We start from the raw sequence: 21,079 nt of genomic DNA, 5'->3' as shown, positions 1-21,079 counted from the left end.
GTATCAATACCAGGCAATCCCATGATCACTATTCTTGGCCCGCTCGCTCCGGGCAGCACCGCGCATCCGCTGTATTCCTTCAAGGTCCCGGCCGGTTTTCCCTCGCCCGCCGCCGACCATATGGAGCAGCGCATTTCGCTGGATGAACTGCTGGAGATCCGCGCACCGCACATCTACCTGGTGCGCATCCAGGGCGACAGCATGCAGGGCGCGGGGATCTTCTGCGGCGACCTGGTGATCGTGGACCGCTCGATCGAGGCCGAGCATGGCCATGTCGTCATCGCCGCGGTGAACAGCGAACCCATGTGCAAGCGTCTGCACAAGCGCGGTCGCGAGGTGATCCTCAAGTCGGCCAATCGCGAGTACCCGCCGCGCTACATCATGGAAGGCGACGAGCTGTTGATCTGGGGCGTGGTGACCTTCAGCGTACGTGCCCATGAAAAGGAATGAACCGGTCTTCGCGCTGATCGACTGCAACAGCTTCTACGCCAGTTGCGAACGGGTGTTTCGTCCGGATCTGGCCAAGACGCCGATCGTGGTGCTGTCCAACAACGATGGCTGCGTGATTGCCCGATCGGCCGAGGCCAAGGCGCTGGTGAAGATGGCGTCGCCGTATTTCCAGATCAAGGACCTGCTGCGCCAGCACGGTATCGTGGCGTTTTCTTCCAACTACGCGCTGTACGGCGACATCAGCGAACGGGTGATGTGCATCATCGAGTCCATGGTGCCGGCCCTGGAGGTCTACAGCATCGACGAAGCGTTCGCCGATCTCACCGGCATGCACCAGGACCTGGACGCACTGGGCCGCGACATTCGTGAACAGGTCTACCGACGCACCGGCATACCGGTGGGGGTGGGGATTGCCGGCACCAAGACCTTGGCCAAACTGGCCAACCATGCCGCGAAGAAATGGCACAAACAGCTGGGCGGGGTGCTGGACCTGCGCGAAGCCGGCCGCCGCGATCGCCTGTTGAAGGTCACCCCGGTGAGCGACGTCTGGGGCATCGGCCGCAAGATGAGCGCACACCTGCAGGGCATGAATATCGCCACCGCCTGGGACCTGAGCTGCGCCGATCCGGCCTTGTTGCGCAGCCGCTTCAGCGTGGTGATCGAAAAGACCGCCCGCGAACTGGGCGGCACGCCGTGCCTGGCGCTCGAAGACCCCGATCCGCCCAAGCAGGAAATCTGCTGCAGCCGGATGTTCGGCAAGCGCCTGACCGAGATCGCCCCGATCCGCGAGGCGGTGGCCAGCTATGTGATGCGCGCCTCGGAGAAGCTGCGCGCGCAACGTTCGCTGTGTCGGCAGCTGCGTGTGAGCATCCGCACCGGCATGCTCAACCCCTTGGAAGCCAAGTACGCCAATGGCGTGGTGGTGCAACTGCCGTACCCCACCGACGATGTACGCCTGTTGACCAAGGCAGCGGTGCAGGGCCTGGAATTCATCTTTCGCAGCGGCTTCACCTACAGCAAGGCCGAAATACTCCTGCTGGGCCTGTGCCAGCGCGGCGAGTTCACCGACGACTTGTTCGCCAGCGCCCAACCGGCCACCGCCGAACGCCTGATGCAGGTGCTCGACGCGGTCAACGGCCGCTGGGGCAGGGGGACTTTGCGTCCGGCGGCAGTGCCGACCAACCCGGACTGGGGCATGCGTCGGGAGATGATGAGCCAGAGCTATACGACGCAGATCGAGCAGTTGTGGACGGTCAGGGGGTGAGTGTTCCATCGGCGGGGTTGAGCATGGGCACATCCTCATCGGCACGATGAACAGCCAACCCATGTGCAAGCAACAACACAAACGTTGACCCACAACCAGGGACGAAAAGCGACGCGTCATGTCGGGATTAGACAACGCCTGGTTGTGGCTATCTATTCCTGCGATCCACACAGCTCCAGATCAAGTGCTCTCGATGTGGAGCGCTGAATCATGTGAGGGCCTTGAACTCCGAGCTATCGCCTCTGCGCGACATGCAAGCGAAATCATATCTGACGGTGGATGGCAATTTGACGGGTATTGCACGTTGAAGCCAGATGCATATGATGCAGACCATAGCAACCGAACGTACATGCAGGAAAAGCTCACCGATTTCCTTAGGTTTTGGGGCGATAGATTTGGGTGCAACAACTACCTGATCGTCATAGAAGGTAGTCAGGAAATCAGTTTCAGTGGTCGAAAATAAGGAGCCCTATGCGCCAAGGTATCTTCATCGGTGCTGCATTGCTAGCAGCATTAGCTGGCTGTGATGATAGCGGCGATATGTTTTGCCCTGACAAAGGTCAAGATTTTTTTGATCAGTCCGTCAAGGCTTACTTCACAAAACACCCACCTGTAGAAGGCATTGAGAACGTCAAAGTTCTGTCAGGTGCCACTTACGACACTGCGACCAATTGGTGGGTGGTCCCTGTAGACGTAGGCGAGGATAAGTGGAACGCGCTATTGAGCTGTGACGGGCATTTGGAGCTGTCTGGTCGATAGTCATTCTAAACCATGGTGTTTGATGGTACCCGCCTGAGAGTGCCTGTACTTGGATTTTAGTGCGGTATCTGCTGTGGCCAGCTTCTAGCCTTTATGGGTGGAGGCTTCTTGAAACCCATGCAGGCCGCACTATATTCACGATCAACGCACTGGCAAGAATGAGGGCAAAGCCAATGATTGTGCTGGCTGAAGGTTTTTCACCAAAATAGGTCATGGCCAACACAACAGAAATGACAGGTGAAAATAAAGTCGCGTAGCTTGCGTATTCGGCGCTCTGAAGTTTTATCAGGTAGAACCAGATATAAAAAACGATCGCGCCCCCAACGATGCCCATAAACAAAATCGCCGCAGCAGCAGATAACGACAAGCTTCCAGGAAACGCCATGATTTCGGTGGGCCAATCTAGAAATAGAGGGGACACCAGGAAGGTGCAAAAGCAACCGAAGGTGACCTGCCAGAATACTTTCACCCGAAAATCTATATCGGTCTTCAATCGCTGGGCGATGAGGGAACCGATCGACCAGGAGATGGCGCTTGACAGGACGATCAAGTGGCTTGAAGAAAATTCAAGTTTTCCGATAATCAACCAGATGCCTATTGAGCAGAACGTCAGTGAAGCAATGGAAAAACCATCGAGTTTACGATTGAGTATCATCGCGAAAAAAGAGGTAAAGCAAGGCATTGTATAGATTAGGGAAGTGGAGTCGGAAATGCTTAGGTGCTCCAATGCTATGTTGTTCAAAACCGGAACGAGAAAAACGTTTGGAATTGCGATAATGAAAAGCTTTAGATAAAGCATGGCGTCTAAGGTGGTGCTGAGGGCATTCACAGGTTTCCAAAATACGGCGTAGAGGAAAAGAACACTGATAAAAGCGCATGCCAATCGGAATGGCCAAGCGCCCAAGGCCTGAACACCAATCTTTGAAACCGGCAAGCCAGCGCCCCAGATCAGCGCCATGACAGCTATAAGGAACACGCTTTTTTGAAAGGGCGACATTATCTGATTAACCACAATGAGCAATGAGGGCGATCCGGTTTTGAGCCGGGGGCGCCGTTACCATTGAAGAAAGCTGCTGAATTTTCTGCTGCGTTGGTGTTTATAGGGTACGGGCCGGCGGTTCGTTTTTTTGTTTTGCATCGAGTTGTTTCTCCAGGCTCCAGAGTCGGTTCTCGATTTTTACTAAATCTTTGATTTGACGAGGAAGTCCTGTCAAGTTCAGTCATTGCACAGCAGTAGCATGAGTTCGCGATAGCTCGCTCGATGCTCAGCAATGAGCACGGTTTGAAGCTTGTGCCTACACACGCTGAACCCTGACACCAAGCCGTGCCGCAAGCCTTGCCAGATTGGCTCGGTCCAGGCCAAGAGCCCTGGCGGCGGCAGTGACATTGCCTCGATGCTGGATCAATGCGCCTTCCAGAAGCTCTCTCTTGTAATCATCCACGGCGGCCTTGTAGTCGACATGCGCAGACCGAGTGGGATCGGGCAACTCAGGGAGTTCTGCTTCCAGTGTTTTCTTCGCCGCCGGCAGGTCGAAGTCGTCTGCCATCAGGACGAGCATGTCTCTACGGGCTGAACCTGAAACCCGCTTTTTCGCCTTCAGCACGGCCCTGGCGATCTGGTGTTCCAACTCGCGAACATTGCCGGGCCACACGTAGTGACCGAGGGCCTGTTTGGCGGGGGCGGCGAACCTGACCGGGGGCAGTGCCATGCGGTACCGGTTCTCCTCGGCGAACGCGCCGGCCAATAGAAGAATATCCTCCTTGCGCTCTCGCAGCGGCGGCACGCGCAGCGGATACACGGTCAGGCGATGATAGAGGTCGGCGCGAAAGCGGCCGGTCCGAACTTCTTCAGCCAGGTCTCGGTTGCTCGCGGCCAGCAGCCGGATATCGACCACATGGGAACGGTCGGACCCTACGCGCTGTACATCACCGCCTTGCAGCACCCGGAGCAGCTTGGCCTGCACCGACAGCGGCAGCTCGCCGATCTCGTCGAGGAACAGCGTGCCCCCACTGGCCATCTCGAATTTGCCCAGGCGATTCTCGACGGCGCCTGAGAACGCGCCTTTGACGTGCCCGAACAGCTCGCTTTCGACAAGGTGTTCCGGCAAGGCGGCGCAGTTGACGCTGATCATCGGCTTGTCGGCGCGGTGAGAGTGGCTGTGGAGCCGACGCGCCACCAGTTCTTTACCGACCCCCGTTTCACCGGTAATGAGAACGGTCAGTTCACTGGGTGCCACCAGGTCGATTTCCCCCAGCAACTGTTTGAATGCCTCGCTGGTGCCGATCATCCGCTGAGGCCCGCCCTGGTGAGCCAGTCGGTAGGCATCGGCGCGCTTGCGTTCACCCTCGAGGGCGCGCATCAGTTGGTCGAAATGCCCGGCGGCGACCACCGTCGCGGCAGCCAAACGCGCGAACGTTTCCACCGTCTGCAGATCGTCTGCGGAAAATTGACCCACCTTCAACGCGTCCAGGGTCAGAACACCCCAGATCTTTTCGTTGATGCGCAGGGCGCAGCCCATGCAGTCGTGCACCGGCAACGCGCTGGCGCCGATAAGGCCGTCGTAGGGGTCCGGATAAGGGCAGTCGGGCGGAAAAAGTATCGCGCCCGGTGCCTCGATGATCGCTTTCAAGCGCGGGTGGCTGTCCACCGGGTACCTTCGGGCCATGGCATCGACCGCCAGTCCATGGGCGGCCTCGGGGATCAGCACGTGATCGTCAAGACGCAGGATGGCGACGGCATCGGTCGGCACCAACTCCCGTAGCGCATCGAGCACACGCTGATAACGGTGTTCTGCGCTGATCTCGGCCGTGAGGTCACCCAGCAGGGGCAGAAGCGCCTGAAGCGCCCGTGATGACTGAGTCGAAATGACCTTATCTTTCATGGTTGAGTCTTTTTAACCGAGTCGAAACGACTCTTGAAAACCAGCGGTAGCCTGATTTCATTGGGGTTTATTGATGGCATGACGGTTGCTGTGACGATATCACTAATCTGCATCTGGAGTTCACATGCTCACTCAAGCTCAGCGCGACATCATCAAGGCAACCATCCCGCTCCTGGAAACGGGGGGTGAGGCATTGGCGACCCATTTCTACACCATCATGCTGGACGGCCATCCAGAGGTTAGACCGTTGTTCAACCAGGCGCATCAGGCGAGCGGGTCTCAGCCTCGGGCGCTGGCCAACGGCGTGCTGATGTATGCCCGCAATATCGACCGCCTGGAAAACCTGGGACCGCTGGCAAGCCAGATCGTCAACAAGCACGTCGCGCTGCAAATCCTTCCGGAGCACTACCCGATCGTGGGTGCCTGCCTGTTGCGCGCGATTCGTGAAGTGCTGGGTGAAAACATCGCCACCGATGAAGTGATAGCCGCTTGGGGGGCAGCCTATCAACAGCTCGCCGACCTGCTGATCGGTGCCGAAGAACAGGTGTACGAAAGCGTTGCCGCAGCACCGGGCGGGTGGCGCGGTGGGCGCTTGTTCCGGGTCGCCTGCAAAGTGCCTGAAAGCAGTGAGATCACGTCGTTCTACCTGGAGCCGGTCGATGGCAAACCGGTCATCGCGCACAAACCGGGGCAATACATCAGCCTGCGTCTGAACATCGAGGGGACCGAGTACCGTCGCAGTTACTCGCTGTCGGCGCCATCCTCAGGGGTGGGACTGCGCATCAGTGTGAAGCGCGAGCCCACTGGCGTGGCCTCCAATTATCTGCACGATCAGGTCATCGCCGGATCGGTGCTCGAGCTGTTTCCACCCTCGGGCAACTTCACGCTGGCTGAAGGTACCAAGCCATTGGTGCTGATCAGCGGCGGGGTGGGCATCACGCCGACGATCGCCATGGCCGAGACCGCGCTGCAGGCAGGTGAGCGTCCAGTCGTCTTCATCCACTACGCAAGAAATGCCCAGGCTCAAGCGTTCAAGGACCTGCTCTGCGAGTGGTCGCAAGGCTTTCCGCAATTCAAGGCCTACATCGTATATAACCAAGCCAGTGCCGACTCAGCAGCACAACCCGATGCCGTCGGCATGCCTTCGATAGAGCAGCTGCAACGATGGATACCCGAAGACCGAGACGTCGAAGCCTATTTTCTGGGCCCCAAGCCGTTCATGGCGTTCATGAAGCGCAGCCTGCATGAAATGGGCGTGCCGGACGGCCAGGCGCATTATGAGTTTTTCGGACCAGCAGAAGAGCTGGCCTAGTACTGGTCAGGTCAGGTTGGATGGCGAACCCGCACGACCAATCGAGAGGAGGGATAAGAAATGCCGAAATCCGACAGGCTGTCCGAGTGGGGAATAACGCACCCTATCGTTCAAGCGCCCATGGTAGGTGTCTCGACGCCGCAATTGGCAGCGGCCGTTTCCAACGCTGGCGCGTTGGGCTCCATCGGTCTGGGCGCCAGTACGCCAGAGCAGGGGCGTGAGCTGATTCGGCAGACCAGGGCGCTGACCGGCAACCCCTTCAACGTCAATATGTTCTGCCATCGCCCTGCGGTGTTCGATCACGCCAGAAACGAAGCGTGGCTGAAGCATCTTTCGAGTTTGTTTGCCGAGTTCGAGAGTGTGCCGCCAACGGTCCTGAAGGAAATCTACAAAAGCTTTGTCGACGACCGCGCCATGCTTGAAATGCTCGTCGAAGAGAAACCCGCTGTCGTCAGCTTTCATTTCGGCGCGCCGCCTGCGCAGTGGATCGAAGAACTCAAGTCGGCGGGCATCTACACCATGGGTTGTGCAACCACGTTGTCCGAAGCCCGGCAGCTTGAGCAGGCCGGGGCTCAGGCGATCGTTGCGCAGGGCTATGAAGCCGGCGGGCATCGCGGCGTGTTCGATGATGCGTTCGGCAAAGACCAGCAGATGGGGCTGTTTGCGTTATTGCGCATTATCGTCGCAGCGGTGGATCTGCCAGTCATCGCTGCAGGCGGGATCATGGAGGGGGCTGGAATCAATGCAGCGATGATGCTTGGCGCCAGCGCCTGTCAGTTGGGAACGGCGTTCATCCTGTGCCCTGAGTCCTGTGCAACGCCAGAGCATCGAGACGCGTTGAAAGGTCCTAAGGCCCATCAGACCCGGGTGACCAGCTACCTGTCCGGCCGCCCGGCCCGGGGCATTCCGAATCGCCTGTACCTGGAGTCCGGGGCCGACAGGATTCCTCTGCCAGCCGAGTATCCGCTGGCCTACGACGCTGCCAAAGCCTTGCATGGGGCGGCCAGCGCCAAGGGCTGCCACGACTTTGCTGCACAGTGGGCGGGGCAGGGTGCGCCGCTGGCCAGGGAGCTACCTGCACAGAGGCTTGTGCAGGTGCTTGTCGAAGAAATGCAGGCCGCCTCTCGCTTCAGTCACTCATGAAAAAACCGGGCAAGTGCCCGGTTCTTTCATTGACGCTTCAAGGCTATCGGAACGCCGGCACCACCTCATTGATGAACAGCTCCAGCGATTTCTTCTTTTCGGCATGGGGCAGGCTGTTGTCGCACCAGAAGCTGAACTCGTCGACGCCCAACTCCTGGTAATGCTTGATGCGCGCGATGATCTGCTCGGGTGTGCCGATCATGGTGTTCTTGCGGATGTTCTCCAGTTCGAACTCCGGGCGCTCGGCGAACTTGGATTCCGGGCTGGGTTCCAGGAAGCCGTTGACCGGAGTGGTCTTGTTGCCGAACCAGGCATCGAAGGTGCGGTAGAACCGCGAGATCGCCGTAGCGCCGACCTTCCAGCCTTCGGGGTCGTCGTTACCGTGAACATGGGTGTGACGCAGCACCATCAATTGCGGGCGCGGTACGGTCGGGTTGTTGGCCAGGGCCGCTTCGAACTTGTTCTTCAGATCGACCACTTCCTCGTCGCCCTTCATCAGCGGCGTGACCATGACGTTGCAACCATTGGCGACCGCAAAGTTGTGCGAGTCGGGGTCGCGCGCAGCGATCCACATCGGTGGCGTCCTGACCGGCTTCGGCACGCTGGTGGAGGTGGGAAATTTCCAGATATCGCCGTCATGGGCGTAGTCGCCTTCCCACAACTTGCGCACCACCGGCACCATCTCGCGCAGTGCGTTGCCGCCGCTGCTGGCGGGCATGCCACCGGCCATGCGATCGAACTCTACCTGGTAGGCGCCGCGAGCCAGGCCGACTTCCATGCGTCCGTTGCTGATCACGTCCAGCAGGGCGCATTCACCGGCAACTCGCAGCGGGTGCCAGAACGGCGCGATGATGGTGCCGGCGCCCAGGTGAATGGTCGTGGTCTTGCCGGCCAGGTAGGCCAGCAGCGGCATGGGGCTGGGGGAAATGGTGTACTCCATGGCGTGGTGTTCGCCGATCCACACCGTGCTGAACCCGCCTTCTTCGGCCATCAGGGTCAGCTCGGTCAGGTCTTCGAAAAGCTGGCGGTGGCTGGTCTTCTCGTCCCAGCGCTCCATGTGCACGAACAGCGAAAATTTCATCTTGCCTACCTCGGATCTGTTGGCGGTGGTTCGTCCCGGCCAGGGGCGTGCCGTGGCCCGGACAGTCAATGGCGTGGGATATGTCAGGCGAACGTGGGCAGGGCACCCATTTTTCCGCGGCAATAGACCAACGGGGTTTGCGGGGCGCTGGGCACCAGCAGATTCTTGACCGCGCCGACCATGATCGCGTGATCGCCGCCTTCGTATTCCCGCCACAGTTCGCACTCGATGACCGCGATGGCGTTGTCGAGGACCGGATTGCCCAGCGCGCTCAGGCTCCAGGCGATGCCATCGGCCTTGTTCTTGCCCTTGCTGGCGAAGGCGTAGGCTTCGGCTTGCTGGTCGCTGGAGAGCAGATGGATGGCGAAGCGCTTGCTGCGAATCAGATGAGGATAGGAGTCGGCCTTGTAGTTGGGGCAGAACAACACGAGGGCCGGATCGATGGACAGCGAACTGAAGGCGCTGGCAGTCATGCCCACGAGCTGGCCTTGATCGTCCAGCGTGGTGATCACGGTCACGCCAGAGGGGAACGAGCCCATGACTTGTTTGTAGATTTCGGCATCGATCATCAAAGGTACCTCGGGTTTGTTCGAATATTTATTGGTCTGATGGTATACCAAAGAATTGTTTGTGCAACCCTCAATTTCAGAGCTGCGCCGCGGTCCGGGTGGTCTTTTGAAACAGGTTGGGGTCAGACGCTCACTTGCGTTTTCTTGGTATACCGTAATATGGTTTGTCTATCAGAAACGGGTTGCGCCTGGTGACCCGGATTCCTACAAGAACAACAACAGACTCGAGTGAAACCCTATGTCCGAGCGTTCATCGCAAGACCCATTGATCGAGAGCCATACCGTCGAGCAGGTCCCCCACGCCGAGCGCCATGGGCGGGCTCGGGACCTCTTCACGCTGTGGTTCAGCACCAACATCGCGCCGTTGCCGATCGTCACCGGCGCCATGGTGGTCCAGGTCTTCCACCTCAATTTCGCCTGGGGGTTGCTGGCCATCGTGTTGGGGCATTGCCTGGGGGGTGTGTTCATTGCCCTGTCCTCGGCGCAGGGGCCAAGGCTGGGCATACCGCAGATGGTCCAGAGTCGCGGGCAATTCGGTCGGTTCGGCGCGCTGTTGATCGTGTTCTTCGCCGCGTTGATCTACGTCGGTTTCTTCATCTCCAACATCGTGCTGGCCGGGAAATCGATCCACGCCATGGTCGAGCCGATTTCATTGCCTCTGGGCAGCCTCATCGGCGCCCTGGCCGCGACCGCCATCGGCGTGCTCGGCTACCGCTTCATTCACACCTTGAACCGGATCGGCACCTGGGTCATGGGCGGCGCGCTGGTCGCCGGCTTCGCCTTCGTGTTCAGTCAGCCGCTGCCGGTCGATTTTCTGACCCGAGGCGGGTTCACCTTGGCAGGGTTCATCGCCACGGTGTCGCTGGGGGTGATCTGGCAGGTCAGTTTTTCGCCCTACGTGTCGGACTACTCCCGCTACCTGCCCAGCGATATCGGCATCGCCAAGCCGTTCTGGGCCACCTACGCTGGCGCCACGCTGGGGACCATCCTGTCGTTCAGCTTCGGCGCCGTGGTAGTGCTGGCAACGCCGCCAGGCACCGAAGCGATGACTGCGGTTGAGCAGGCGACCGGCGTGCTGGGCCCCGTGCTGATGTTGCTGTTCCTGCTCAACATCATCAGCCACAACGCGCTGAACCTGTACGGTGCGGTACTGGCCATCGTCACCGCCGTACAGACGTTCATCGCCCACTGGACGCCGAGTGTGAAGGTGCGCATCGTGCTGTCGGCGCTGGTGTTGAGCGGGTGCTGTGTGGTGGCGGTGGGCGCGTCGGGCGACTTCATCCAGGACTTCATCGGCTTGATCCTGGCCCTGCTGCTGGTACTGGTGCCGTGGGCCTGCATCAACCTGATCGACTTCTACCTGATCAAGTACGGCGACTACGACATCGAGTCGATCTTTGCAGCCGATGGCGGCCAGTACGGCCGCTTCAATTGGCACGCGATCATCGCCTACGCCTGTGGCATCGCCGTGCAGTTGCCGTTCGCCAACACCGCGTTGTATGTCGGTCCCTATGCCCATCTGGTCGAAGGCGCGGACCTGTCCTGGCTGGTGGGCATCGTGGTTACCTGTCCGCTGTTCTACTGCCTGGCGACCCGCAAGCAGCAACGTGCCGAACGACTGCGGGCCGGATACGCCAAGTAGCGCTGGCTACCCGGCGATCAGTTGCAAAAAGGCCCCGATCGTTCGGGGCCTTTTGCGTTGCGGCGATTGCTGGGTGTGTCGACAGATCAGTGTGTGCCGGCCGCCTTGTTCAGATCGCCGTCCTCCCAATGCGTGTACACGCAAGCGTCTGCCGCTGCCCAGCGCACCTGGACCTGCTCACCGGCCTGCAGGGGCATACCGGCCGCTGACAAGGCTTTGACCGTCATCGCCGTACCGCCTCGGGTGACAACGCTGCAGGTCTGGCTTTCGCCCAGGAACAGGGTCTCGGTGACGGTGGCCGGAATCTGGTTCCAGCCTGGCAATAGCGGTTGCTCTGCCGCCTGGGCAACGCTCAAGGCCTGGGCCTTCTCCGGACGTACCATCAGCAGCACCTGCTGTCCGGCATTGGCGCCGGGAGTCAGGCGCATGCCCAGGCTGGCGCCTTCGAAGGTGGCGGAACCGTTGCTGGTGGTGGTCAGCTTGAGAAAGTTGGAATTGCCCAGGAACGAAGCGACGAAGGCATTGGGCGGGTTCTGGTAGAGGTCGTAGCCGCTGCCCAGTCCGACGATCTTGCCGTGGCTGAAGATGGCGATGCGTTGCGACAGGCGCATGGCTTCTTCCTGGTCATGGGTCACGTAGACGATGGTGATGCCCAGGCGTCGGTGCAACTGCCGCAGTTCGTCCTGCAGGTCTTCGCGCAGCTTCTTGTCCAAGGCGCCCAGCGGCTCATCCATCAGGAGGATGCGCGGCTCGTAGACCAGCGCGCGGGCGATGGCCACCCGTTGCTGCTGGCCACCGGACAGCTGCGCCGGGCGGCGGTGGGCGAAAGCCTCCAGCTGCACCAGCTTGAGCATCGCATCGACCTTGCGGTCGCGTTCGGCGCGGCTCAGTTTGCGGATGTCCAATGGGAAAGCAATATTGTCGCGCACCGACAGATGCGGAAACAGCGAGTAGCGCTGGAACACCATGCCGATCCCGCGCTTGTGCGGCGGCACGTTCACCAGTGACTGGCCGCCGACCAGAATCTCTCCGGAGCTGGGCGTCTCGAACCCGGCCAGCATCGACAGCGTGGTGCTCTTGCCCGAGCCGCTGGAGCCGAGGAAGGTCAGAAACTCACCGTCCTTGATGTCCAGGTCGATATTGTCGACGGCGGCGAAGTCGCCATAGTGACGGTTCAAGCCGCGCAGGCTGACCAGGGTGTCGCCGGCCTGCACGGCCTGTTGTTGTTTGATCACTGCACTCATGTCCAGCTCCTAGGCGTTGACGGGGTTACGGCGACGAATGATTTCGGCGACCACCATGACCAGCACCGACAGGGCGATCAGCAGCGTCGAGGCGACGGCGATCACCGGCGTCAGGTCCTGGCGCAGGGTGGTCCACATTTTCACGGGCAGGGTCTGCAAGGTCGGGCTGGCCATCATCACGCTTAGCACCACCTCGTCCCACGAGACCAGGAAAGCGAACAGGCCGCCGGCCACCATGCCCGGCCGAATCGCCGGGAAGGTGACCTTGAAGATCGCCTGCAGGCGCGACGCGCCGCAGATCACCGCGGCATCCTCGATGGACTGGTCGAACAGTTTCAGCGAGTTGATGATCGAGATGATGGTGAAGGGCAGGGCGACGATCACGTGGCTGACCACGAAGGAGAACAGCGTGCCGGTGTAGCCCAGCTTGAGGAACAGCGCGTAGACGGCCACGGCGATGATCACCAGCGGCACGATCATCGGCAGGGTGAACAGCGCATACAGCAGCTCGCGCCCCGGATATTTGCCGCGCACCAGTGCGAAGGCCGTGGGCAGGCCCAGCAGCACGGCGAAGACGGTGGTCAGCGCAGCGACTTTCAGACTCGACCAGGCCGCCGCCATCCACTCCGGGTTGGCGAAGAACTGCAGGTACCATTTGGTGGTCCAGCCCGGAGGTGGAAACACCAGCCATTGGGACGAGCCGAACGACAGCAGCACGATGAAGACGATCGGCAGCAGCAGGAACAGGCCGATCGCAGCTGTGGTGAGGTAGAGACCGACGCGCAGGCGCCGGCTCATGGCATTGGGGGTAAGAAGCATGATGACTTACCTCGAATTGCTGGCGCCAACCGGGGATTCGGGTTGCAGCTTCAGGTAGAAATAGAACAGCACCAGGGTGATCAGCACCAACAGCGCCGCAGCGGCACTGGCCAGACCCCAATTGAGGAACGATTGCACTTGTTGCACGATGAACTCGGGCAGCATCATGTTCTGTGCACCCCCCAGCAGGGCCGGGGTGACGTAGTAACCCAGCGACATGACGAACACCATCAAGGCGCCGGAGAACAGCCCCGAGCGGCACAGCGGCAGGAACACCCGAAAGAAGTTGGTCCAGGGGCTGGCGCCGCAGATGGCACCGGCCTGCAGCACCATGGGATCGATCGCCTGCATGGTCGCCTGCAGCGGCAGCACGATGAACGGGATCATGATGTAGCTCATGCCGATCACCACGCCGGTGAGGTTGTGCACCATCTCCAGCGGCTGGTCGATGATGCCCAGCGCCATGAGCAGCTTGTTGACCACCCCCGACGCCTGGAGCAATACCAGCCAGGAATAGGTGCGCGCCAGCAGGCTGGTCCACATCGACAGCAGCACGATGCTGAAGATCCAGCGGCCCCAGCCGCGCGGAACCAGGGTGATCACCCAGGCCAGGGGAAAGCCCAGCAATACGCTGAACAGGGTCACCAGCCCGGCCACCGAGAAGGTGTTGAACAACACCCTGGCGTAGGCCGAGTTGGCGAACAGCTCACGGTAGTTGTCCAGCCCCGGCGTCGGTTCCAGCACGCCGCGCAGCAGCAGGCCGATGAGTGGAGCGAAGAAGAACAGGCCGAGGAACAACAGCGCCGGCAGCAGGTTGCCCGAACCACGCCAGCGCTGGACCAGGCTCGCTCGTGGCTGGACCGCACGCAGTGCATCGGGGCCGCCGGCGGCGCCCCCGGTGCTGCCCAGAGCGGAGGGCGAGGACAGCTTCACTTGACCAGCCATTCGTTCCACCGTGTCGCGATAGAGGGACCATTCTTGGCCCAGTAGGCGAAGTCCAGAGTGATCTGGTCGTCGACGTGCGCGGTCGACAGGTTGGGTGCCAGGACGGCGTCGAGGCGCTGCACGCTTTCGGTGTTGACCGGCGCGTAGGCCGTCAGGTTGGAAAAGTCGGCCTGGCCCTTGGCGCTGGTGGCGTTGGCCACGAAGCGCATGGCAGCCTCCTTGTTCTTCGAACCCTTGGGCACGACGAGGAAGTCGGCCATGGCCAGGTTCTGCTTCCAGCTCACACCCACGGGGGCGCCGTCTTGTTGCAGGGCGTAAACGCGACCGTTCCAGAATTGACCCATGGCGACTTCACCGGACGCCAGCAATTGCTGGGACTGCGCGCCGCCGCCCCACCAGACGATGTCCTTCTTGATCGAGTCGAGCTTCTTGAAGGCCCGGTCCAGGTCCAGCGGATAGAGCTTGTCGGCAGCGACGCCGTCGGCCAGCAGGGCGATCTCCAGCACGCCTGGGCTGGGCCACTTGTACAGCGCGCGTTTGCCGGGGTAGGTCTTGGTGTCGAACAGCGCGGTCCAGTCCTGCGGCTTGCCGGCGGCGACCTTGCCTTCGTTGAAGCCCAGCACGAAGGAGAAGTAGAACGAGCCTACCCCGTAGTCCGAGACGAAGCGCGGGTCGAGCTTGCTGCGGTCGATGACCTTGAAGTCCATGGGTTCGAGCAGACCCTCGCTGGCCGCGCGCAGGGCGAAGTCGGCTTCCACGTCGACCACGTCCCACTGCACGTTGCCGCTCTCGACCATGGCCTTGAGTTTGCCGTAGTCGGTCGGGCCGTCCATGACCACCGCCGTGCCGCTGCTCTTGCTGAACGGATCGGCCCATGACGACTTCTGCGCATCCTGGGTGGTGCCACCCCAGCTGACGAAACTCAGCGTCTCGGCCGCCACGGCAGTGCCTGCCGTGAATGCCAGGGTCGCCGCAGCCAACGCCGCTATCGCACGTTTCTTGAATACCATCGTGTACGCCCTCTTTTGTCATTGTTTGAGCGGGCTGTTTCCACACCCGCGTATCGGGAGCAGTCAGGTCGTGAAGACCTGGTGGATCGATTGCCTCAGGGGCCGTTGCCGTTCAAGGCTCAGGCCTCAGTGGTTGACGCGTGAAACGGGATGCTTTCGACCACTTCCAGGTCGTAGCCGGTCAGGCCTGCGTATTTGAGCGGCGGGCCCAGGTGACGCAGTTTGCCGACGCCCAGGTCCTGCAGGATCTGCGCGCCGGTGCCGACTTCCGAATAGATGCGGGTCTGGGTGCGTGAATAGGGGCGCACCGGCTGGGTCAGGTGCGGGACGCGCTCCAGCAGGGCCTGGGACGATTCATGATTGGCCAGCACTACCACTACACCCGCGCCATGCTCGGCGACTTTTTCCAGCGCAGCCCACAGTGTCCAGTTGGCCGGGCCGGTGTACTCGGCGCCGACCAGGTCGCGCAGCGGATCGATGACGTGCACGCGCACCAGCGTCGGTTCATCGCGGGGGATGTCGCCCATGACCATGGCCATGTGCACGCCGCCCTGAATGCGGTCTTCGTAGCTGACCAGGCGGAACGTACCGTGCACCGTAGGCAGTTCGCGTTCGCCCATGCGGGTGACCGTGTGTTCGTTGCACAGGCGGTAGTGGATGAGGTCGGCGATGGTGCCGATCTTGATGCCGTGGCGAGCGGCGAACAGTTCCAGGTCCGGACGGCGGGCCATGGTGCCGTCATCCTTCATGACTTCGACGATCACCGAGGCGGGCGTGAAACCGGCCAGGCGGGCCAGGTCGCAGCCGGCCTCGGTATGCCCGGCGCGGGTCAGCACACCGCCTTCACGGGCGCGCAGGGGGAAGATGTGGCCTGGTTGCACCAGGTCGGCGGCGCCGGCCCGTGGCGCTACCGCAGCGGCGACCGTACGGGCGCGATCGGCGGCGGAAATGCCGGTGGTGACCCCGCTGGCCGCTTCGATGGACACCGTGAATGCGGTGCCGAAGCCGCTGCCGTTGCTGGGCACCATCTGCTCCAGGCCCAGCCGCTGGCAGCGTTCGTCGGTGAGGGTGAGGCAGATCAGGCCACGGGCTTCGCGGGCCATGAAGCTGATCGCTTCGGCCGTGCAGCAGTCGGCGGCAAGCAGCAGGTCGCCTTCGTTTTCGCGGTCCTCGTCGTCCACCAGCAACACCATCTTGCCTTGGCGAAAGTCTTCGATGATTTCTTCGATGCTGTTGAACGCCATGCCTGCACTCTCTTTCACGGGCTCTTTCTTTCACGGGATCTTTGATACGTACTTGGATACGGATCCGGGCTGACCGATCGTGGCTGATCGATTGGGATAACCAGCTGAATCGTGGTATACCATAATACGCAAACAATCCCCCTGTCGAGGTGAAAATGAAGGCTTATTGGATTGCTCATGTGGACGTTACCGATCCGGCGCAATATGGGCTGTACACCCAGCGCGCACCCGCGGTTTTCGCCCAGTACGGCGGCCGCCTGCTGGCCAGAGGCGGCCGTTCGCAGGCCATGGAAGGCCGGGCCACGCCGCAGCGCAGCGTGGTCATCGAGTTCGATTCGTACGCCCAGGCGCAGGCCTGCTACCAATCCAGCGAATACCAGGCCGCAGCCAGCCTGCGCGCAGGTGCGGCCAGGGCCGAGGTGATCATCGTGGAGGGTTGCGAGGCGATCGGCGGCTAGCGCATGAAGTGAATGCGACCGGTGTCGTCATTGCCCATGTAGATGCCGTAGGTACCGGTCGCGCGTTCCTGAATGTAGCGCTCCAGGATCTGCCGGATGGCGGGGTAGTAGATGCTGTCCCAGGGAATGTCCGCCGGCGCGAAGAACTGCCGCGCGGCGGTTTCCGGACCGAAGTCGTCCGTCACTTCCAGGGCCATGGCGCGGAAGATGATGTACACCTCGCTGATGCGCGGCACGCTGAAGATCGAGTACGGGGAGATGATCTCGGCGCGCACGCCGGCTTCTTCCCACAGCTCGCGCAGGGCACCTTCCTCGGTGGTCTCGCCACTTTCCATGAAGCCGGCGGGCAGGGTCCAGGTGCCGGGTCGCGGCGGGATGGCACGCTGACACAGCAGGTACTTGCCATCGGCTTCGACGATGCAGCCGGTGATGACTTTCGGGTTGACGTAATGCACGTGCCCGCAACCGGCGCAGAAGGTCCGCTCGTGGGTATCGCCCGCCGGAATGCCCAGGCTCAGGCCGCCGGCGCCGCAGTGTGGGCAGAACCGGGGAGTGGCCATGTCAGCGTCCGATACGGGGTTCGTCGAGGGCGATGGGCGCAGCGATGTCGCGGACCTTGTGGTCGTCGTTGCGTTGCTGGCGCAACGACTCCAAAGCCACCTTGGCCGCAGCGCGCACGTGATCGACCGAGGCCTGGTGCGCCGCCATCGGGTCGCCACTCTTGATCGCGGCAACGATGCGCTCCATCTCGTCGCTGCTGACGCCGCGACGGTTTTCCTGCGACACCGAGGTAGCCCGCAGGTAGCTGATGCGCGCCTGCAACTGACGCAGCTGGGTCGCGGCGACCTGGTTGCCGGAGCCTTCGAGCAGCACGTCGTAGAAGCCCTGGACGGAGTTGAGCACGTCCGACAGCGCGCGTTCCTCAAGGGCTTTGCGGTTGACCGCCAGCGCCTTTTCCAGGGCGCGGATGTCCTTGGCCTTGGCATTGAGGGTGAACAGCTGGACGATCAGGCCCTCGAGCACGCAGCGCAGTTCATAGATGTCGCGGGCGTCTTCCAGAGTGATGATCGCCACGCGCGGGCCCTTGGCGTCGGCGAACTCCACCAGGCCTTCGGATTCGAGATGGCGCAGGGCTTCACGCACCGAGGTGCGGCTCACGCCCAGGCGCTCGCACAGGTCGCGTTCCACCAGGCGGTCGCCGGGCAGAAGCTGGAAATTCATGATGGCGCTGCGCAACTTGTCGAGCACGATTTCGCGCAGGGTGACGGGGTTGCGATTGACCTTGAAGCTGTCGTCGAGGGGCAGGCGTTTCATCGGGTCCGCTCTGTTGAAAAGGCAAAAAAACAGCGGCGAGTCTAACACGCCACCCGGCGCTGCCGACCCGCGACCGGTGATTTGCCCAGGTCCGGTCGACAGGAGCGCTCAGCGCAGGGTCGGTCAGCCCAGGCTCGGCATCGCACCCAGTTTGCCGCGATGGTAGAGCATGGGGGCCAACGGCTCGCTGGGCAGGATCAGGTTCTTCACCGCGCCGACGATGATGGCGTGGTCGCCACCGTCGTATTCACGCCACAGTTCGCACTCGATGATCGCCGTGGCGTTTTCCAGCAGCGGGTTGCCCAGTTCGCTGAGATGCCAGGCGATGGCGCGGGCCTTTTCCTTGCCCTTGCTGGCGAACGCGTAGGCCTCCGCCTGCTGGTCGGCAGACAGCAGGTGAATGGCGAAGCGCTTGCTGTCGCGCAGGATCGGGTAGGTGTCCGACTGGTAGTTGGGGCAGAACAATACCAGCGCCGGGTCGATCGACAGCGCGCTGAAGGCGCTGGCGGTGATGCCGGCGATGCCACCTTCCGGGTCCAGCGTGGTGACCACCGTCACCCCGGAGGGGAAGGAGGCCATCACTTCTTTGTAGATGCCGGGCTCTATCATTTCAAATTACCTCAACGCATCACGAATGGGTCGGGCATGGGGGCCTGGGACAGGTTGATCCATACCGTTTTGAGTTCTGTGTAGGCCAGCACCGAATCGATCCCGCTTTCACGGCCATAGCCGCTGTTCTTGAAGCCACCGATCGGTGCCATGGCCGATACCGCGCGGTAGGTGTTGACCCAGATGATGCCGGAGCGCACGTCGCGGGCCAGGCGATGGGCACGGCCCAGGTCGCGGGTCCAGATGCCGGCCGCGAGGCCGAATTGCGAGTCGTTGGCCATGGCCAGCGCCTGGGCTTCAGTGGAGAATCGAATCACCGACGCCACCGGACCGAACACTTCTTCCTGCATGATTTTCATCGAATGGCTGTCGCACTCGAACAGCGTCGGTTGGTAGTACCAGCCGTCGCTGTCGGTCTGCGCACGCTGGCCGCCCATGCGCAGGGTAGCGCCTTCTTGCACGGCTTGCGCGACCAGATTTTCCACCACGGCCAATTGCTGGGCGGTGGCCATCGGGCCCATCTCGCTCGCTTCGTCCTGCGGGTTGCCGATCTTGATGCGTCGGGCGCGTTCTACCAAGCGCTCGACGAACTCGTCGTAGATCTCGTCCTGCACCAGCAGGCGCGAGCCGGCCACGCAGCTTTGCCCGGAGGCAGCGTAGATGCCGGCCACCACGCCATTGATGGCACTGTCCAGGTCGGCATCGGCGAAAATGATGTTCGGCGACTTGCCGCCCAGTTCCAGCGACAGCTTGGCGAAGTTCTCGGCGCTGCTGCGCACCACATGGCGCGCGGTGGCGGCACCGCCGGTAAAGGCGATTTTGCGCACCAGCGGGTGGCGGGTGAGGGCGGCGCCGGTGCTCGGCCCATAGCCGGTGACGACGTTGACCACGCCCGGCGGAATGCCGGCTTCGAGGGCCAGGCGGGCCAGCTCCAGCAAGGTCGCGCTGGCGTGTTCGGATGGCTTGAGAACGATGGTGTTGCCGGCGGCCAGGGCCGGCGCCAGCTTGATCGCCGTCAGGTACAGCGGGCTGTTCCAGGGAATGATCCCGGCGACCACGCCGATGGGTTCGTGCACGGTGTAGGCGAACAGGTCGGGCTTGTCGAGCGGTAGCGTACCGCCTTCCAGCTTGTCGGCCAGGCCTGCGGTGTAGTGGAAGAACTCAGGCAGGTAGCCCACCTGGCCGCGGGTTTCGCGGATCAGCTTGCCGTTGTCACGGCTCTCCAACTGCGCCAGCGCGTCTTTGTTGTCGGCAATCAGGTCGCCCAGCCGGCGCAGCAGCTTGCCCCGCGCCGTGGCGGTCAGCCCGCGCCAGGCGGGCGATTCGAATGCCCGCTGTGCGGCCTGCACGGCGCGGTCGACATCGGCCTCGTCGGCGTCGGGCAGCAGCGCCCAGGGTTGCGCGAGAGCCGGGTTGTGACTTTCGAAGGTCTTGCCGGACAGCGCATCGACCCACTGGCCGTCGATGCACATCTGAAAGCGTGAAAGGGTCATGCGACGATCCCCTGTGCCTGATTGTCCAGGCGCTGGGCCCGGGTAAGAAATTTCAACAACGTCTGGTTGACCAGCCGAGGCGATTCCACGGGCATCATGTGCCGTTGTTCGGAGAGTATCGCCACTTCGGCATGGGGGATGCGCTCGGCCATTTCACGGGCCATCTGCGGCGTGGAGCCCGGATCGAGTTCGCCCGTTGCAATCAGCGCCGGCGCCTGGATGCGGCCCAGGTCGTCGGCTCCGTACATGTCCTGGGTGGCGAACAGCTCGTAGGTGGTCAGGTAGCCCTGGGGGTCGTTGCCGGCCAGCGTCTCGCGCAGCGCCGCGATCTGCGCCGGGTTGGCCGCCTGATACTCGCGGCTGAACCAGCGCGACAACGCGGCCTCGGCGTTGGCATCGGGGCCGTGTTCGGCGGCTTGCCCGGTGCGCGCCATCACGCCGGCGCGCTGTTCGGCGCTGCGGTTGAACACGCTGTTGAGCACCACCAGGGCCTGTAGCCGCTCGGGATAGTGCAAGGCAAACGCCCGTGCCACCAGCCCACCCATCGAGAACCCGATGACCGTGGCCGCCGGCAACTGCAAGTGATCCAGCAATTCGAGCAACTGCTCGGCATAACCCAGCAGCGCCGTGCCAGGCGCGGGCTGCGCGCTGGCGCCATGCCCCAGCATGTCGTAGGCGATGACCCGATAGTGCGGCATCAGCCCGACGAACTGGCCTCCCCACATTTCCTTGTTCAAGCCCACGCCATGGATGAACACCACGGGCGGGCCGTCACCGGCGGCAAGGTAACTGGTACCGGCCGCAGTGCGTTCAGCGGTAAGCCGAATCATGGAGCGCTCCT

At 61.9% G+C, this 21,079-nt stretch carries 21 protein-coding genes and 1 pseudogene; 8 read left to right on the top strand and 14 right to left on the bottom strand.

Annotation, left to right across the window (positions count from 1 at the left end):
- The first annotated feature begins 21 nt into the window (after positions 1–21).
- The 4 genes and pseudogenes from umuD to QMX89_RS11500 all read left to right on the top strand — a co-directional run bounded on the left by umuD (position 22) and on the right by QMX89_RS11500 (position 2,473).
- Positions 22–450 (top strand): translesion error-prone DNA polymerase V autoproteolytic subunit, encoded by a 429-nt coding sequence (gene umuD, locus QMX89_RS11515; protein WP_056842449.1) that lies wholly within the window; start codon positions 22–24, stop codon positions 448–450.
- A complete protein-coding gene (gene umuC, locus QMX89_RS11510) occupies positions 437–1,714 on the top strand; it encodes a translesion error-prone DNA polymerase V subunit UmuC (RefSeq protein WP_282348250.1) in 1,278 nt (425 codons plus the stop codon). Before umuD ends, umuC begins: the two co-directional genes overlap by 14 nt.
- Positions 1,715–1,881: 167 nt before the next feature.
- Positions 1,882–2,022 (top strand): annotated as a pseudogene (locus QMX89_RS11505) (Com family DNA-binding transcriptional regulator); the annotation flags it as partial.
- Positions 2,023–2,185: 163 nt separating this feature from the next.
- Complete coding sequence (locus tag QMX89_RS11500; protein ID WP_049860045.1) at positions 2,186–2,473, top strand: hypothetical protein; 288 nt, start codon at positions 2,186–2,188, stop codon at positions 2,471–2,473.
- Between the two features lie 91 nt (positions 2,474–2,564).
- Here QMX89_RS11500 and QMX89_RS11495 read toward each other — a convergent pair whose 3' ends face one another.
- Positions 2,565–3,485 (bottom strand): DMT family transporter, encoded by a 921-nt coding sequence (locus QMX89_RS11495; protein ID WP_282348257.1) that lies wholly within the window; start codon positions 3,483–3,485, stop codon positions 2,565–2,567.
- 283 nt (positions 3,486–3,768) lie between these two features.
- Entirely contained in the window at positions 3,769–5,355 is a 1,587-nt protein-coding gene (gene norR, locus QMX89_RS11490) for a nitric oxide reductase transcriptional regulator NorR (RefSeq protein WP_282348248.1), read from the bottom strand.
- A 124-nt stretch (positions 5,356–5,479) separates the two neighbouring features.
- Between norR and hmpA the strand changes: the two genes are divergently transcribed.
- Together hmpA and QMX89_RS11480 are read left to right on the top strand one after the other, a co-directional pair.
- Entirely contained in the window at positions 5,480–6,667 is a 1,188-nt protein-coding gene (gene hmpA / locus QMX89_RS11485) for an NO-inducible flavohemoprotein (RefSeq protein ID WP_282348246.1), read from the top strand.
- A 60-nt stretch (positions 6,668–6,727) separates the two neighbouring features.
- Complete coding sequence (locus QMX89_RS11480) at positions 6,728–7,810, top strand: nitronate monooxygenase (RefSeq protein ID WP_282348244.1); 1,083 nt, start codon at positions 6,728–6,730, stop codon at positions 7,808–7,810.
- A 43-nt stretch (positions 7,811–7,853) separates the two neighbouring features.
- Here QMX89_RS11480 and QMX89_RS11475 read toward each other — a convergent pair whose 3' ends face one another.
- Both QMX89_RS11475 and QMX89_RS11470 read right to left on the bottom strand, forming a co-directional pair.
- Positions 7,854–8,891 carry an LLM class flavin-dependent oxidoreductase gene (locus QMX89_RS11475; protein WP_056842455.1) on the bottom strand — a complete coding sequence of 346 codons (1,038 nt, stop codon included), beginning with the start codon at positions 8,889–8,891 and terminating at the stop codon, positions 7,854–7,856.
- Positions 8,892–8,974: 83 nt separating this feature from the next.
- On the bottom strand, positions 8,975–9,460 hold the full coding sequence (locus tag QMX89_RS11470; protein ID WP_049860051.1) for a flavin reductase family protein: 486 nt from the start codon (positions 9,458–9,460) through the stop codon (positions 8,975–8,977).
- 238 nt (positions 9,461–9,698) lie between these two features.
- On the opposite strand from QMX89_RS11470, the gene QMX89_RS11465 reads away from it, so the two are divergent.
- Positions 9,699–11,102: a cytosine permease gene (locus QMX89_RS11465; protein WP_282348243.1), complete on the top strand. Its 1,404-nt coding sequence runs from the start codon at positions 9,699–9,701 to the stop codon at positions 11,100–11,102.
- Positions 11,103–11,188: 86 nt separating this feature from the next.
- On the opposite strand, the gene QMX89_RS11460 is transcribed toward QMX89_RS11465, so the two are convergent.
- From QMX89_RS11460 to ribBA, 5 genes are all read right to left on the bottom strand, one after another.
- Positions 11,189–12,346, bottom strand: a complete 1,158-nt coding sequence (locus tag QMX89_RS11460; RefSeq protein ID WP_282348242.1) for an ABC transporter ATP-binding protein — start codon at positions 12,344–12,346, stop codon at positions 11,189–11,191.
- A 9-nt stretch (positions 12,347–12,355) separates the two neighbouring features.
- Positions 12,356–13,165 (bottom strand): ABC transporter permease, encoded by an 810-nt coding sequence (locus QMX89_RS11455; RefSeq protein WP_282348240.1) that lies wholly within the window; start codon positions 13,163–13,165, stop codon positions 12,356–12,358.
- Positions 13,166–13,171: 6 nt separating this feature from the next.
- Positions 13,172–14,110 (bottom strand): ABC transporter permease, encoded by a 939-nt coding sequence (locus tag QMX89_RS11450; protein WP_192066075.1) that lies wholly within the window; start codon positions 14,108–14,110, stop codon positions 13,172–13,174.
- On the bottom strand, positions 14,095–15,120 hold the full coding sequence (locus QMX89_RS11445; protein ID WP_192066077.1) for an ABC transporter substrate-binding protein: 1,026 nt from the start codon (positions 15,118–15,120) through the stop codon (positions 14,095–14,097). The genes QMX89_RS11450 and QMX89_RS11445 overlap by 16 nt, the downstream gene beginning before the upstream one ends.
- A 119-nt stretch (positions 15,121–15,239) precedes the next feature.
- Complete coding sequence (gene ribBA, locus QMX89_RS11440) at positions 15,240–16,364, bottom strand: bifunctional 3,4-dihydroxy-2-butanone-4-phosphate synthase/GTP cyclohydrolase II (protein WP_282348256.1); 1,125 nt, start codon at positions 16,362–16,364, stop codon at positions 15,240–15,242.
- Between the two features lie 155 nt (positions 16,365–16,519).
- Between ribBA and QMX89_RS11435 the strand changes: the two genes are divergently transcribed.
- A complete protein-coding gene (locus QMX89_RS11435) occupies positions 16,520–16,822 on the top strand; it encodes a DUF1330 domain-containing protein (protein WP_191999736.1) in 303 nt (100 codons plus the stop codon).
- Here QMX89_RS11435 and QMX89_RS11430 read toward each other — a convergent pair.
- The 5 genes from QMX89_RS11430 to QMX89_RS11410 form a co-directional block, all read right to left on the bottom strand.
- The gene (locus QMX89_RS11430) at positions 16,819–17,382 is read right to left on the bottom strand and encodes an NUDIX hydrolase (protein ID WP_049860059.1); all 564 of its coding nucleotides are present in this window, start codon (positions 17,380–17,382) and stop codon (positions 16,819–16,821) included. The two genes, QMX89_RS11435 and QMX89_RS11430, sit on opposite strands and share 4 nt — an antisense overlap.
- A 1-nt stretch (position 17,383) precedes the next feature.
- Positions 17,384–18,136, bottom strand: a complete 753-nt coding sequence (locus tag QMX89_RS11425) for a GntR family transcriptional regulator (protein WP_049860060.1) — start codon at positions 18,134–18,136, stop codon at positions 17,384–17,386.
- 123 nt (positions 18,137–18,259) lie between these two features.
- Positions 18,260–18,745, bottom strand: coding sequence for a flavin reductase family protein (locus QMX89_RS11420; protein ID WP_049860061.1), 486 nt, complete (start codon positions 18,743–18,745; stop codon positions 18,260–18,262).
- An 11-nt stretch (positions 18,746–18,756) separates the two neighbouring features.
- Positions 18,757–20,238: an aldehyde dehydrogenase gene (locus QMX89_RS11415; protein WP_282348236.1), complete on the bottom strand. Its 1,482-nt coding sequence runs from the start codon at positions 20,236–20,238 to the stop codon at positions 18,757–18,759.
- Positions 20,235–21,068, bottom strand: a complete 834-nt coding sequence (locus QMX89_RS11410; protein ID WP_282348235.1) for an alpha/beta fold hydrolase — start codon at positions 21,066–21,068, stop codon at positions 20,235–20,237. Before QMX89_RS11410 ends, QMX89_RS11415 begins: the two co-directional genes overlap by 4 nt.
- Positions 21,069–21,079: the final 11 nt, after the last annotated feature.

Origin of the sequence: Pseudomonas sp. PS01301 (assembly GCF_029960215.1) — a bacterium.
Lineage (GTDB): Bacteria > Pseudomonadota > Gammaproteobacteria > Pseudomonadales > Pseudomonadaceae > Aquipseudomonas > Aquipseudomonas coleopterorum.
This window is presented reverse-complemented; position numbering and strand designations above follow the sequence as displayed.

What these genes read in the sequence shown, in the direction of transcription:
- umuD (WP_056842449.1), top strand. Translation starts at nt 22, where the DNA reads ATGATCACTATTCTTGGCCCGCTCGCTCCGGGCAGCACCGCGCATCCG.
- umuC (WP_282348250.1), top strand. Translation starts at nt 437, where the DNA reads ATGAAAAGGAATGAACCGGTCTTCGCGCTGATCGACTGCAACAGCTTC.
- QMX89_RS11500 (WP_049860045.1), top strand. Translation starts at nt 2,186, where the DNA reads ATGCGCCAAGGTATCTTCATCGGTGCTGCATTGCTAGCAGCATTAGCT.
- norR (WP_282348248.1), bottom strand. Translation starts at nt 5,355, where the DNA reads ATGAAAGATAAGGTCATTTCGACTCAGTCATCACGGGCGCTTCAGGCG.
- hmpA (WP_282348246.1), top strand. Translation starts at nt 5,480, where the DNA reads ATGCTCACTCAAGCTCAGCGCGACATCATCAAGGCAACCATCCCGCTC.
- QMX89_RS11480 (WP_282348244.1), top strand. Translation starts at nt 6,728, where the DNA reads ATGCCGAAATCCGACAGGCTGTCCGAGTGGGGAATAACGCACCCTATC.
- QMX89_RS11475 (WP_056842455.1), bottom strand. Translation starts at nt 8,891, where the DNA reads ATGAAATTTTCGCTGTTCGTGCACATGGAGCGCTGGGACGAGAAGACC.
- QMX89_RS11470 (WP_049860051.1), bottom strand. Translation starts at nt 9,460, where the DNA reads ATGATCGATGCCGAAATCTACAAACAAGTCATGGGCTCGTTCCCCTCT.
- QMX89_RS11465 (WP_282348243.1), top strand. Translation starts at nt 9,699, where the DNA reads ATGTCCGAGCGTTCATCGCAAGACCCATTGATCGAGAGCCATACCGTC.
- QMX89_RS11460 (WP_282348242.1), bottom strand. Translation starts at nt 12,346, where the DNA reads ATGAGTGCAGTGATCAAACAACAACAGGCCGTGCAGGCCGGCGACACC.
- QMX89_RS11455 (WP_282348240.1), bottom strand. Translation starts at nt 13,165, where the DNA reads ATGCTTCTTACCCCCAATGCCATGAGCCGGCGCCTGCGCGTCGGTCTC.
- QMX89_RS11450 (WP_192066075.1), bottom strand. Translation starts at nt 14,110, where the DNA reads ATGGCTGGTCAAGTGAAGCTGTCCTCGCCCTCCGCTCTGGGCAGCACC.
- QMX89_RS11445 (WP_192066077.1), bottom strand. Translation starts at nt 15,120, where the DNA reads ATGGTATTCAAGAAACGTGCGATAGCGGCGTTGGCTGCGGCGACCCTG.
- ribBA (WP_282348256.1), bottom strand. Translation starts at nt 16,364, where the DNA reads ATGGCGTTCAACAGCATCGAAGAAATCATCGAAGACTTTCGCCAAGGC.
- QMX89_RS11435 (WP_191999736.1), top strand. Translation starts at nt 16,520, where the DNA reads ATGAAGGCTTATTGGATTGCTCATGTGGACGTTACCGATCCGGCGCAA.
- QMX89_RS11430 (WP_049860059.1), bottom strand. Translation starts at nt 17,382, where the DNA reads ATGGCCACTCCCCGGTTCTGCCCACACTGCGGCGCCGGCGGCCTGAGC.
- QMX89_RS11425 (WP_049860060.1), bottom strand. Translation starts at nt 18,136, where the DNA reads ATGAAACGCCTGCCCCTCGACGACAGCTTCAAGGTCAATCGCAACCCC.
- QMX89_RS11420 (WP_049860061.1), bottom strand. Translation starts at nt 18,745, where the DNA reads ATGATAGAGCCCGGCATCTACAAAGAAGTGATGGCCTCCTTCCCCTCC.
- QMX89_RS11415 (WP_282348236.1), bottom strand. Translation starts at nt 20,238, where the DNA reads ATGACCCTTTCACGCTTTCAGATGTGCATCGACGGCCAGTGGGTCGAT.
- QMX89_RS11410 (WP_282348235.1), bottom strand. Translation starts at nt 21,068, where the DNA reads ATGATTCGGCTTACCGCTGAACGCACTGCGGCCGGTACCAGTTACCTT.